General features: G+C 53.6%; 11 protein-coding genes. 7 read left to right on the top strand and 4 right to left on the bottom strand.

Translation table 11 applies throughout. The annotated features are described in order from the left end of the window. Positions 1 to 134: 134 nt before the first annotated feature. Genes DCX48_20415 through DCX48_20405 form a run of 3 tightly spaced genes read right to left on the bottom strand, consistent with a single transcriptional unit; the run spans position 135 to position 3,345 of the window. The gene (locus DCX48_20415) at positions 135 to 878 is read right to left on the bottom strand and encodes a Nif3-like dinuclear metal center hexameric protein (GenBank protein QXE16668.1); all 744 of its coding nucleotides are present in this window, start codon (positions 876 to 878) and stop codon (positions 135 to 137) included. Then, positions 871 to 2,364, bottom strand: coding sequence for a deoxyribodipyrimidine photo-lyase (gene phrB / locus DCX48_20410; protein QXE16667.1), 1,494 nt, complete (start codon positions 2,362 to 2,364; stop codon positions 871 to 873). Before phrB ends, DCX48_20415 begins: the two co-directional genes overlap by 8 nt. Before the next feature lie 21 nt (positions 2,365 to 2,385). Further along, positions 2,386 to 3,345 carry a DUF1722 domain-containing protein gene (locus DCX48_20405; protein ID QXE16666.1) on the bottom strand — a complete coding sequence of 320 codons (960 nt, stop codon included), beginning with the start codon at positions 3,343 to 3,345 and terminating at the stop codon, positions 2,386 to 2,388. A gap of 416 nt (positions 3,346 to 3,761) precedes the next feature. On the opposite strand from DCX48_20405, the gene DCX48_20400 reads away from it, so the two are divergent. The 3 genes from DCX48_20400 to DCX48_20390 all read left to right on the top strand — a co-directional run bounded on the left by DCX48_20400 (position 3,762) and on the right by DCX48_20390 (position 7,308). After that, positions 3,762 to 4,454, top strand: a complete 693-nt coding sequence (locus DCX48_20400) for an ABC transporter ATP-binding protein (protein QXE16665.1) — start codon at positions 3,762 to 3,764, stop codon at positions 4,452 to 4,454. A 17-nt stretch (positions 4,455 to 4,471) separates the two neighbouring features. Then, positions 4,472 to 5,452 (top strand): extracellular solute-binding protein, encoded by a 981-nt coding sequence (locus DCX48_20395; protein ID QXE16664.1) that lies wholly within the window; start codon positions 4,472 to 4,474, stop codon positions 5,450 to 5,452. Positions 5,453 to 5,652: 200 nt separating this feature from the next. Further along, the gene (locus DCX48_20390; protein ID QXE16663.1) at positions 5,653 to 7,308 is read left to right on the top strand and encodes an iron ABC transporter permease; all 1,656 of its coding nucleotides are present in this window, start codon (positions 5,653 to 5,655) and stop codon (positions 7,306 to 7,308) included. Between the two features lie 143 nt (positions 7,309 to 7,451). Here DCX48_20390 and DCX48_20385 read toward each other — a convergent pair whose 3' ends face one another. Continuing rightward, positions 7,452 to 7,658 carry a DUF2517 family protein gene (locus DCX48_20385; GenBank protein QXE16662.1) on the bottom strand — a complete coding sequence of 69 codons (207 nt, stop codon included), beginning with the start codon at positions 7,656 to 7,658 and terminating at the stop codon, positions 7,452 to 7,454. 410 nt (positions 7,659 to 8,068) lie between these two features. Between DCX48_20385 and kdpF the strand changes: the two genes are divergently transcribed. Genes kdpF through kdpC form a run of 4 tightly spaced genes read left to right on the top strand, consistent with a single transcriptional unit; the run spans position 8,069 to position 12,601 of the window. Then, complete coding sequence (kdpF, locus tag DCX48_20380; protein ID QXE16661.1) at positions 8,069 to 8,158, top strand: K(+)-transporting ATPase subunit F; 90 nt, start codon at positions 8,069 to 8,071, stop codon at positions 8,156 to 8,158. Continuing rightward, on the top strand, positions 8,158 to 9,846 hold the full coding sequence (kdpA, locus tag DCX48_20375) for a potassium-transporting ATPase subunit KdpA (protein QXE16660.1): 1,689 nt from the start codon (positions 8,158 to 8,160) through the stop codon (positions 9,844 to 9,846). Before kdpF ends, kdpA begins: the two co-directional genes overlap by 1 nt. A gap of 15 nt (positions 9,847 to 9,861) precedes the next feature. Beyond that, positions 9,862 to 12,006, top strand: a complete 2,145-nt coding sequence (gene kdpB / locus DCX48_20370; GenBank protein ID QXE16659.1) for a K(+)-transporting ATPase subunit B — start codon at positions 9,862 to 9,864, stop codon at positions 12,004 to 12,006. 19 nt (positions 12,007 to 12,025) lie between these two features. Next, entirely contained in the window at positions 12,026 to 12,601 is a 576-nt protein-coding gene (gene kdpC, locus DCX48_20365) for a potassium-transporting ATPase subunit KdpC (GenBank protein ID QXE16658.1), read from the top strand. Positions 12,602 to 12,644 lie beyond the last annotated feature (43 nt).

Here is a 12,644-nt window from a genome sequence, read left to right as displayed (position 1 = left end):
TATCCATCATGGTGAACATGGTTAAATGATTAGCATTGCTTACTGATAAATTTTCTTCTTAAAAGCTAAGCAACAAAGATGCCAACATACAAAATACGCCATCATTCAGCTGCGATACCGCTACTTTCAGCCCATCAGGCCGGGTTAGGAATATCAATAAATGTCACATCAAAACCGTGTTGTGCCGCTAACCATTCGCCCAACGCGCGAATACCGCCGCGCTCGGTGGCATGGTGTCCGGCAGCGAAGAAATGCAGCCCCATCTCGCGAGCGATATGGATAGTTTGCTCAGACACTTCACCAGTAATAAAGGCATCGACCCCGAATCGGGCCGCTTGTTCAATAAACCCTTGGCCGCCACCGGTACACCAGGCCACACGCTGTATCTGTTGCGGTGCATTATCCCCACAATGCAGCACAGTACGCCCCAGGCGCTTTTCTACACGACGGCAAAACGCTTCTGCTGTCATGGGCTGTGCCAGCTCCCCATACGGCATCAGTGGTTCGATCATGCCCTGCACCTGAATTTCCAGCAGCGCCGCCAGCTGTGCGTTGTTCCCTAATTCTGGGTGTGCATCCAGCGGCAGATGATAGCCGTAGAGGTTGATATCATTAAGCAGCAGCGTTTTCAGTCTGTTACGCTTCATACCACAGACAATCTGCGGTTCATTTTTCCAAAAATAGCCGTGATGGACCAGAATCGCATCAGCCTGCTTCTCTACCGCAGCATCCAGCAGTGCCTGTGAGGCGGTGACGCCCGTCACAATACGTTTGACTTCTGCACGCCCCTCGACCTGTAAACCGTTAGGCGCGTAGTCCTGAAACGTCTCCGTACTCAGCTTCTCGTTAATGACTCTTTCCAGTTCCGTATTACGCATACTTACTTTTCTCTTCTCGATCGTTATTCGCCATGCCGATATTTTTTGCTGCTTCAAACGCCGCCAGCGTATCCAGACGAGCGGTTTTGTGGTCAACGATTGGCAGCGGATAGTTCAGCTTAACGTGTTGTTTGTCAGCCCAACGATGGGGCTGATGAATGTCTTTATCCGGCACCGCGGCCAGCTCGGGTAGCCAGTGACGAATAAACCGACCATCGGGATCGAAGCGCTCGCCCTGCGTTGTCGGATTAAAAATACGAAAATAAGGTGCCGCATCGGTGCCAGTCGACGCCGCCCACTGCCAGCCGCCATTATTCGCCGCCAAATCGCCATCCAGTAACTGCGACATAAAGTAGCGCTCACCTTCACGCCAATCGATCAGTAAATCTTTGACGAGAAAACTGGCACAGATCATACGCAGTCGATTATGCATCCACCCTGTTTCATTCAGTTGATGCATTGCTGCATCCACGATCGGGTAGCCGGTTTTCCCCTGTTGCCAGGCGGTTAAATCCTCCGGTGATTCCCGCCATTTCACCCACTGCGTCCACGCAGTAAACGGTCGGTGCTTACACAGTTGTGGCCAAGAGACGATCAGGTGACGGTAAAATTCGCGCCAGACTAGCTCGTTAAACCAGGTAAATGCGCCGCCCTCACGCCGTTCCAGCATATCTGGGCATTCAGCACGCAGGCGGTTAAAACATTGGCGCGGCGATACAATTCCAAGTGCCAGATACGGAGACAACTTGCTGGTACCGGGCAACGCAGGGAAATCCCGCTGTTGATCGTAATCCTGCACCTGCTCGCGGCAAAAACGGCGTAACTGCTGCAATGCCGCACGTTCACCGCAGGGGAAATCCTCGCTATCCACTTCGCACTGCGGATAGCTAAACGGCACTAATTCCGCCGTGTTATTGATCGGCTCACCGCGTGCATCCGGTGCCGGTACGCACGTCGTATCCGCTTCCAACAGCCGCTTGATAAAAGCCTGGCGAAATGGTGTGAATACTTTATACATCTCGCCGTTGCCCGTCAGCACGCTACCCGGCGGCAGCAACAGGCTGTCATGATAACCGTGACAAACCACACTATCGGCCAGCCGATCTTTCACCTGCTTATCACGCAGGCGCTCGTTGATTTCATACTGATGGTTGTAGAAAAGATCGGTGGCCTGCTGCTCCGCACAAAATTGCATCAGCCAGTCAACCGACGCCGCAAAGTCCGCGCATTCGTGGTAATGCAGCGGGATACCTTTCTCGGCCAGCACATGCTGTACCAACGTCAGGTTCTCTAGCAAAAAGGCAGCCTGCCGCGGCGCCATATCGTGCTTTTCCCACTGTGCGGGCGTCGCAATGAATACCGCCAGCACAGTCGCACTCGGATCCTGACAGGCGGCGTACAGCGCCAGATTATCGGTAATGCGCAAGTCGTTGCGCAGCCAGACTACATGTGTAACGGCATGATGTGTAACGACATGCGTGGTCATGAAATTCCTCGGGCGATCAAACTAGTGTCCGTAACGCAGGCGTAATGCTTCTGGGTACGGCTCAAAGTAACGCTGCTGAGCCAGATACGCATCGGGATATTCCGCCATGTAATGTTTTAACAACGTGATCGGTGCCAATAGCGGCTGCAAACCCTGCCGATAGCGATCGATGAGCTGCGCCAGTTCCTGTCGCTGTTGAGAACTCAGTTGACGTCGGAAGTAGCCCTGCACATGCATCAGCACATTGGTGTGGTTGCGACGCGTCGCAGGCGTCGACAGCAGCTTCATCAACCGCGTCCGATATTCAACAACATACTCTTCCAGCGATTCCCACTTATCGATCCCCGCAACAAACGGCCCCAGCTCACGATATTCCGGCTGGGAATGCGCCAGCAGCAGCAATTTATAGCGGCTATGAAAGGCAATGAGCGCACCACGGCTCAGCCCATTTTTCCAGAGTTGATTCAGTTCGTGCAGCGCATACACGCGTTCAATGAAGTTTTCCCGTAAGCCGGAATCGTGCAGGCGCCCGTCTTCTTCAACCGGTAGCCAAGGCATTTGTCGCATCAGCTCTTGCGTAAACAGGCCGACTCCACTTTTACGCGCATTCTTTTGCGCTTCATCGTAAACCTTCACGCGTTCCATACCGCAGCTTGGCGATTTGGCACAGACGATATAGCCGCATAAGTGCTGAAGTTGGCTGACTTTGTCAGCGGAAAAAACCGTTATCTGCTGAGTAACATCCAGCGATGAACCGTTGCTGGCACGCATCGTGACATGGCTTTCCCCTTCTCTCACCAGCCTGAGTGCCGGGCGTGGTACCGGTAAACCAATCGCCATTTCTGGGCAAACAGATTCAAAACGAAAATAGGGTGCCAGTTCTTCAACAGCAAACGTCAAACGTTTATGTCCGCCATCAAACCGCACGGGATTACCGAGCAGACAGGCACTGATACCAACAGGGATGAGTTCGAGCGTCATGATTTATCCTTATACCCGTCATATTTGAAGCTGCATGTGCGTTGATGACATTTTGCAAACCCTCTGACCAGCATAGCGGATTTCACCACGACTCTATGTAGTCACAGCGAAGAATAAAGTAATAAATCATAAGATTGATGGATTATGTCGATCAAATAGGGTCGTTTTCTCTGCGGCCAGAATTCATATCGGGAAGACACACCGCAATCCTCTTTTCATCTGTCATCAAATAGCCTTATTCCCCCACTACAATCCCCATTCCGATATAGAGTCCCAAAGAGGATACCCCATGTTTTTTCCCCTGCTTTACCGGCGGGACGCTTTGCTACGCCTTTTAAATTGGCAGCCAAAAAGCGCTCGTCTGCTCCACCGATATCACAATGGATATCGCCTCCCGTTATTGCGCGGAGGTGATAATGACCACGGCTGAACTCGCCACGCCCGCTGCGATTGCGATCGATAAATTATCCCACGCTTTCGCAGGAAAAACGGTTCTCGACTCGATCTGCCTCAATGTGTCGAGAGGCACCATTCTGGCCTTGCTGGGGCCTTCCGGCTGCGGCAAAAGTACGTTGCTAAAATTGCTGGCTGGGTTGTTACAACCAGATGCAGGCACCATTCATTTTGGCGATCGTCAGGTTGCCGGTCATCAGCTATCCCTACCGCCTGAACAACGCAATCTTGGCATGGTATTTCAGGACTACGCACTGTGGCCACATATGACCGTGGCACAAAACGTCGGGTTTCCGCTGCTGATGAGGAAGGTTCCGCGCGATATCTGCCGCCAACGAGTTGACGTCACGCTAGCGCGCGTAGGTCTGGCCGATTTTGCCGATCGTAAACCTGCCGATTTATCCGGCGGTCAGCAACAGCGAGTCGCGTTGGCACGCGCCATTATCGCAGAGCCGAACATCCTGCTATTTGATGAACCGTTATCCAATCTCGACCGGGATCTACGTGAATCGCTTTGTCAGGAGATGGCATCGCTCTTACGCCATCTTGGTACCACCGCCGTGTATGTCACCCACGACAGAGGCGAAGCCAACATACTGGCGCACCGTATTGTTCACATGTCGCAAGGCTACATTACTGATATCACCACACGTTAACTTTGGGGAAAAATGCAATGAAAAACACACGGTTTACCATGAATCAACGAGGCATCATTATGGGTATAGCTCTCTCATTAGCCGCGGTGACAGGCAGCGCACATGCCCTGACGCTGTACACCGCCGGACCGGGAGCATTGGCAAAGAAACTGGCAGCCGGTTATGAAAAACAGACAGGCGTGAAAGTCGATGTTTTTCAGGCAACAACCGGTAAAGTCATGGCCCGACTGGAAGCCGAGCAGGCCAATCCACGTGCAGATGTCCTGATTTCTGCCTCTTGGGATACCGCAACAGATTTGCAGCAACGAGGCTGGCTGTTGGAGTTTGATAGCCCGAATGCTGCCACCGTGCCTGCTCAGTTCAAAACCCCTTTCTACGTGGCACAGGGGATTTCCGCGCTGGGCATTGTGTGGAACAGCAAGAGCGGCACCCCAGAACCTAAAGACTGGAACGACCTCACCAAACCTGAATTTAAAGATAAAGTCACTACACCAGACCCTGCGCTGTCAGGCGCCTCGCTCGATCTGCTAATTGGTTTGCAAAATGCGGAAAAGGATAAAGCGTGGGAGATGTTCGATCGCTTAAAAGCCAACGGCATGATCATCGCAGGCCCGAACGCACAGGCATTAACGCCCGTGTTGCAAGGCGCGAAAACCGCCGTTTTCGGCGCAGTGGACTACGTTTCTTACGGCAGCATGGAATCAGGTGAATCAATTAAAGTCATTTTCCCTTCCAGCGGCACCGTCATTGCCCCTCGCCCGATGATGATCCTGAAAAGTAGCAAAAACCAGCAGCAGGCAAAAGACTTCATCAACTACATGTTGTCGCCTGAAGGCCAAAAAGCCGTCGCGGAAGCCTGGTTGATGCCAGCGCGTCAGGACATTGAAGCCAAGCGCCCTCTGTTTAAGAACCTGACATTGCTGCCGGAAGGCGATAGCGCCTCCGCTTCCCGTGCAGCCGTTCTCGATCGCTTTGCAGCCTTATTTGGTCAACGCTAAGCCTGTTCAGTCATGACATACCCTGGATAGTTCGAGCTGCAGGACAAAATGTTCGCGTTTTACACAACGCGATATTTTTGAGCAATACATGCATGAATCCACGGAGGGATCGAGTAACCAAGTAAGTGCTCACACAGCTTGAAGTATGATGAGTATCGATAACGCCTTGCTGACGACAGTCAGCAAGGCTGGAGTATCAGATGAACAAGTTGGCTCTACTGCCACTGCTGACGGTAGCGGTGCTTTTTATTCTGGTTGGCATTCCCGTATTGTTCGTTGCACTACAGGCGATCTTCCCCAATTTGAGTGCGGGTTCTTTTTCAAATCCGTTCTCGGCCTTTGCAGACGTTTTCGCACAGGCACGCCTGTTTGCGTTGTTGAAAAATACGCTGCTGCTTGGGCTTGGTGTTGCCTTGTGCTGTGCGGTAATTGCTATTCCACTCGGTGCGTTGCGTGGGCTCTTTGCGCTACCGCTGGCAAGATTTTGGGATTTACTGTTTCTCATTCCATTCCTGATCCCGCCTTATATCGCCGGACTATCGTGGATGCTGGCACTACAGCCAAGAGGTTATGCGGAACAGATATTACCTATTCAACTCGGTGAGGTTCTGTTTTCATTGCCTGGCATGATTGGGGTAATGACGCTCAATATTTTCCCAGTGGTCTATTTCGCCGTTTCACGCAGTATGGCCGCAAGTGGAAACCGTCTTGCCGATGTCGCACGCGTTCACGGTGCCAGTAGCTGGCAGGCATTCTTGCGGGTCACGCTGCCATTGTCACTCCCCGCGACAGCGGCCAGCCTGCTACTCGCCTTCACGCTGGCAATCGAAGAGTACGGCATACCCGCAGCATTGGGATCGCGGGCTGGCATTCAGGTACTGACGACAAATATCGAGCAGCGTCTGGCTGACTGGCCGATCGATCTCTCTGGTTCAGCGGTGCTGTCCTTGCTGTTAGTTGCTATCGCGCTCTGTGCATTTACCCTACAGAGGGCGATCGTCGCTGGTAGCAATGTGGAAACGACCACAGGCAAACCCGCCGCCATTGTCACTAGTCCATTAGGTATATGGCGCTGGCCGGTATTACTGCTGTTTAGCGTTGTGGGCCTGCTGGCCGTAGGGATTCCGCTTGCTTCCATGCTGATTACGGCGTTTTCTGCCACCATATCCAGCGCTATTTCCTGGCAAAATTTAACCTGGCAGCACTTCACCATGTTGATTGATTACGAAAACGAAGCGCTACCCGCATTGACGACCAGTCTGGGGCTGGCTGTCGGCAGTGCGTTACTGACGGGAACGGTCGGCTTTCTCGCAGCCTGGTTTGTCGTCGCCAAACGTATTCGAGGGGCGGCAGTGCTGGATGGGCTATCGATGTTACCCGCCGCACTGCCGGGGATTGTTGTCGGAGTGGGATTGATTCTTGCCTGGAACCAACGTTTCTGGCCGATAACGCCCTATAACACCTGGGTGATTTTGCTACTGTCATACAGTTGCCTACTTTTACCCTACCCCGTCCGCTATAGCAGTGCGGCATTGGCGCAAATCGGCAGTAATTTGGAATCTGCGGCACGCGTTCACGGTGCTAGCGCAATCGCGGCATTACGGTTGATTGTTTTCCCGCTGGTATTTCCCAGCCTGCTGGCAGCAATGATGTTGGTCTTTGCCGTCGCGTCACGCGAGCTGGTGACATCACTCTTGCTATCACCTGCTGGCGTGCAGACGGTATCCATTTTTGTCTGGCGTCAGTTCGAGCAAGGTTCAGTCGGAGATGGTATGGCGATGGCAAGCGTTGCGGTGTTTATCAGTCTATCGGTGATGTTGTTGGCGTTACGATTTCATTCGCTAAAAACAAAATAAGCGCCAGATCCGTAACGGAAATGGCGCTTAATGATTGCCGTTGAATATGATCTTGTTCAAACAGGTGGCGTCAGTATGCAATGTGCTGACGTCACTATTACGCGCCCAGAGCAGTCAACGACAACGTCAATAGCGCGGTATTCTTAATAGAAATCGCAGGCGGCGGCTTCGGACTGCGCCATCCATACCGGTTTATCGCTGGTTTTCAGCCAGACGCGGTGTAAATAGCTGTAGAAACGCGCCCGATCGCGGCGGAACAGCATCACCGGTAACGCCAGCACGCCGATAGCAATCACGGCGGCGCGACGCAGGAGAATACGGTGCAAGGGATAAGTAGTATAAAGCGACATAACGATCCTCCTCTGGGATAAGCACTCTTTTTCAGAAGCGCTCTTAATAACGATAAAATAAGAACTGTGATATTGGTTAAAATTTTACCGCTTTTCCTGAAAGTTTACTACTCATCGGACCAGAAAAAGATGAAATAATCGCCAACTTTTTTCGCCATCACGTCATTAAGTTACAATAAGGTTAAAAATAAAATTACCATTAGTTAATTTATGGTTTTTAGATTGGATCAATTTACGCCAGCCTTCTCGCCACATCCGATTTTGTGAACACCGTAACCTCATCACCACCTCCAGCGTCTACTTTTCACCCCATTTTTATACTTTTTTTACGCCCACAGACGGGAAATTTGCACCTTCTTTTCCTACGTTTTCCTACCCTGATGCTGTCTATTTTGTTCTGGAGGTGTGTTGTGACGCTTAGCATCGTCTTAGGCGGCCTACTCGTGCTGCTGTTACTGGCCTATCTGGTTTATGCCTTATTGAAGGCGGAGGAATTCTGATGGCCGCTGACGCTTTTTTACTGATCTTTGGTCTGCTGCTTACGGTGCTGATCGTCGCCCAGCCGTTAGGTAGCGGACTGGCTCGTCTGATTGAGGGCGAAACAGGGACGCTCCTGCAAAAATTCGAAACGAAGACGGCGCGCTTCTTCGCTCTGGATACAACGGAGATGCGCTGGCAGCAGTATGCTGCGGCTATTCTGGCGCTTAACCTGATCGGCATTGTCGTCCTGTTTGTACTGCTAATGGCTCAGGGCAATCTGCCGCTTAACCCAGAAAATATGCCGGGGCTATCGTGGCATTTAGCGTTAAACACGGCAGTCAGCTTTGTCACCAACACCAACTGGCAGGCTTACAGCGGTGAAAACACGCTGAGCTACCTGAGCCAGATGGTCGGACTAACGGTACAAAACTTCCTTTCCGCCGCCAGCGGTATTGCAGTGGCCTTCGCGTTAATCCGCGCATTTTCCCGTCGCTGTGTCGATACGCTGGGCAACGCATGGCTCGATCTGTTGCGTATCACGCTGTACGTGTTACTGCCGCTGTCCCTGCTGTTGGCGCTGTTCTTCGTCAGTCAGGGTGTGTTGCAAAACCTGCTGCCTTACCAGCACCTGACCACGCTGGACGGCGCAGCCCAAACGCTGCCAATGGGCCCTGTTGCCTCACAGGAAGCGATTAAATTGCTGGGCACCAACGGTGGCGGCTTCTTTGGCGCAAATTCGGCGCATCCGTTTGAAAACCCGACGGCACTCAGCAACATCGTACAAATGCTGGCGATCCTGCTGATTCCTACGGCGCTGTGCTTCGCTTTTGGTAAAGCCGTCAGCGACAAGCGTCAGGGTCATGCGCTGCTGTGGGCGATGGCACTGATCTTTATCGTCGCAGCTGCCGTAGTGATGAAAATGGAGGTCACCGGTAACCCACATCTGCTGGCATTAGGGGCGGACAGCGCGGCAAATCTGGAAGGCAAAGAGACACGTTTTGGCGTTCTGACTTCCAGCCTGTATGCCGTTGTCACCACGGCGACGTCGACAGGTGCAGTGAACGCCATGCACGACTCCTTCACGGCACTCGGCGGTATGGTTCCCCTGTGGCTGATGCAGATTGGTGAAGTGGTGTTCGGCGGCGTCGGCTCTGGGTTGTACGGCATGCTGTTGTTCGTACTTCTGACCGTCTTTATCGCTGGCCTGATGATTGGTCGTTCACCGGAATATCTGGGCAAAAAGATCGAAGTCTATGAGATGAAGATGACGGCACTGGCGATTCTGATTCCCCCCGCACTGGTGTTGCTCGGCACCGCGCTGGCGCTGAGTACAGAAGCCGGACGCGGCGGCATTCTGAACCCCGGCGCACACGGCTTTAGCGAAGTGCTCTATGCCGTATCTTCCGCCGCGAACAACAACGGCAGTGCGTTTGCTGGCCTGAGCGTCAATACGCCGTTCTATAACGTCTTGCTCGCTGTCGCCATGCTGCTGGGTCGCTTTGCCGTTATGGTGCCCGTGCTGGCGATCGCCGGTTCGCTGGTCGTGAAAAAGCGCCAGCCGGAAAGCAAAGGCTCGCTGTCTACCCGCAGTCCGCTGTTTATCGGCATGCTCATCGCCATCGTTCTGCTGATTGGTGCGCTGACATTTATCCCTGCACTGGCGTTAGGGCCAGTTGCTGAACATTTACAGTTCGGCCTGACTCACTAAGGCTGGAGACTCTTTATGACTCGTCACACGATGGATCATCAGGCCACACAGGAACCGACCTCATCTCAACAGGGTGAGGCCTCCCGCCACGTTGGCAAACATAAACAGCAAACGCTGTTTGACAGAACGTTAATCCGCTCAGCGCTGAAAGATGCGCTGAAGAAACTCGACCCGCGCGTGCAGTGGCGCAACCCAGTCATGTTTGTGGTGTACCTCGGCAGTATGCTGACCACTCTCGTTTGGCTGGCTATTCTGGTTGGTAAAACAGAAGGCAACGCCATGTTTACTGGGCTGGTATCACTCTGGTTATGGTTTACCGTGCTGTTTGCCAACATGGCCGAAGCGCTGGCAGAAGGTCGCAGCAAAGCGCAGGCAAATGCGTTGAAAGGCGTAAAGAAAACCAGTTGGGCGAACAAACTCTCGGCACCGAATCACGATGCCAGTTCGGAATCGGTTCCGGCCGACAGCCTGCGTAAAGGCGATATCGTACTGGTGAGCGCGGGTGAAACCATCCCGTGCGACGGCGAAGTGCTGGAAGGCGGCGCATCTGTCGATGAAAGCGCCATTACCGGGGAATCCGCACCTGTAATCCGTGAGTCCGGTGGTGATTTCGCTTCCGTCACTGGCGGCACACGCGTGCTGTCCGACTGGCTGGTGATTCAGTGCAGCGTCAACCCCGGCGAAACCTTCCTCGATCGAATGATCGCCATGGTTGAAGGGGCGCAGCGTCGTAAAACGCCAAACGAAATCGCACTAACCATCCTGTTGATCGAGTTAACGCTCATCTTCCTATTAGTGACGGCCACGCTCTACCCGTTTTCATGGTTTGGTGTACAGGCGAATAACAGCGGCGATGTCGTCGGCGTGACGGTACTTGTCGCCCTGCTTGTCTGTCTGATTCCGACCACTATCGGTGGCCTGCTATCGGCAATCGGCGTGGCGGGGATGAGTCGGATGTTGGGAGCTAATGTCATTGCCACCAGCGGTCGCGCGGTCGAAGCGGCAGGCGATATCGATGTTCTGCTGCTGGATAAAACTGGCACCATTACGTTGGGTAACCGTCAGGCTTCGGCTTTCCTGCCTGCGCCGGGCGTCACCGAGCAGGCGCTGGCTGACGCCGCGCGTCTCGCGTCTTTAGCCGATGAAACGCCCGAAGGCCGCAGTATCGTGGTGCTGGCAAAGCAGCGCTTTAACCTAGCGGAACAGGACTTACGTTCGCTGGACGCGACCTTTGTTCCCTTTACCGCCCAGACGCGTATGAGCGGTGTCAATTTCGGCCAACGTACCATTCGTAAAGGCGCTGTTGATGCCCTGCGTCGCTACATTGAAGCGAACAATGGCGATTTTCCGCATCAGGTCGAGGAAGCGGTATCCAACGTTGCACGCAGCGGAGGAACGCCGCTGGTCGTTGCAGAAGGCAAACGCGTGCTTGGCGTAGTGGAACTGAAAGATATCGTGAAAAGCGGTATCAAAGCACGCTTCGCCGAACTGCGCAGCATGGGGATCAAAACCGTGATGATCACCGGCGACAACCCGCTCACGGCAGCAGCCATTGCCGCAGAAGCGGGCGTCGATGATTTTCTGGCAGAAGCCACACCGGAAACCAAGCTGGCGTTGATTCGCCAGTATCAGGCCGAAGGTCGGCTGGTGGCAATGACTGGCGACGGCACCAATGATGCTCCCGCACTGGCGCAGGCCGACGTGGCGGTTGCCATGAACTCCGGTACGCAAGCAGCGAAAGAAGCGGGCAACATGGTCGATCTGGATTCCAACCCGACCAAGCTGATTGAAGTGGTGCATATCGGCAAACAGATGCTGATGACGCGCGGCTCGCTGACGACGTTCAGTATCGCCAACGACGTGGCGAAATACTTCGCCATTATCCCAGCCGCCTTTGCTGCCACCTATCCGCAGCTCAATGCGCTAAACGTGATGCAGTTGCACTCCCCCACGTCGGCCATGCTGTCGGCGGTGATCTTCAATGCGTTGATTATCGTGTTTCTGATCCCGCTGGCGCTTAAAGGGATTAGCTATCGACCCATGAGTGCGGCGGCACAGCTAAGCCGCAATCTGTGGATTTATGGTCTTGGCGGGCTGCTGGTGCCGTTCCTCGGTATCAAGCTCATTGATATGTTACTGACCGGGCTGAATCTGGCTTAAGGACTGACGGGTATACGCTATGCGCTATTTACGTTCTTCTTTGTTTTTATTCTTGTTATTACTGCTGGTTACCGGTCTGGCGTACCCGCTGCTGACCACGGTGTTAGCACAGTGGCTATTCCCGACACAGGCAAACGGCTCGCTGATTTATCGTGACAACGCCGTCGTCGGTTCATCCCTGATCGGGCAGTCGTTCAGTCGGACAGGCTATTTCCAGGGGCGCCCCTCCGCGACGTCAGATGCTCCCTATAACGCGCTGGCGTCCGGCGGTAGCAATCTGGCTGCCAGCAATCCGGCGCTGGATAAACAGATCGGTGAACGCGCCGCTTATTGGCATCAGGCCGTCAGCAATCAGCAGCCGATTCCTGCTGAGCTATTGACGGCATCCGGCAGCGGGCTGGATCCGCAGATTTCCCCAGAGGCGGCACGCTATCAGGCACTTTACGTCGCGCAGGCCAGAGGAATGTCGCTCCAGCAGATACAACAATTGATCGACCGCTTTACCGAGACCAGCAAGCCCACCTTCATTGGGCAGCCGACGGTCAATATCCTGCTGTTGAATCTGGCGCTGGATAAGGAAAAACCGCTGCCTTAATCGACAGTGCGTTACTATTAATCATTATACGGGGAGCCTGACT

The sequence above is a fragment of the Pectobacterium atrosepticum genome (assembly GCA_019056595.1).
Lineage (GTDB): Bacteria > Pseudomonadota > Gammaproteobacteria > Enterobacterales > Enterobacteriaceae > Pectobacterium > Pectobacterium atrosepticum.
The sequence above is the reverse complement of the archived record's forward strand: the minus strand, read 5'-3'. Positions and strand labels throughout refer to the sequence as shown.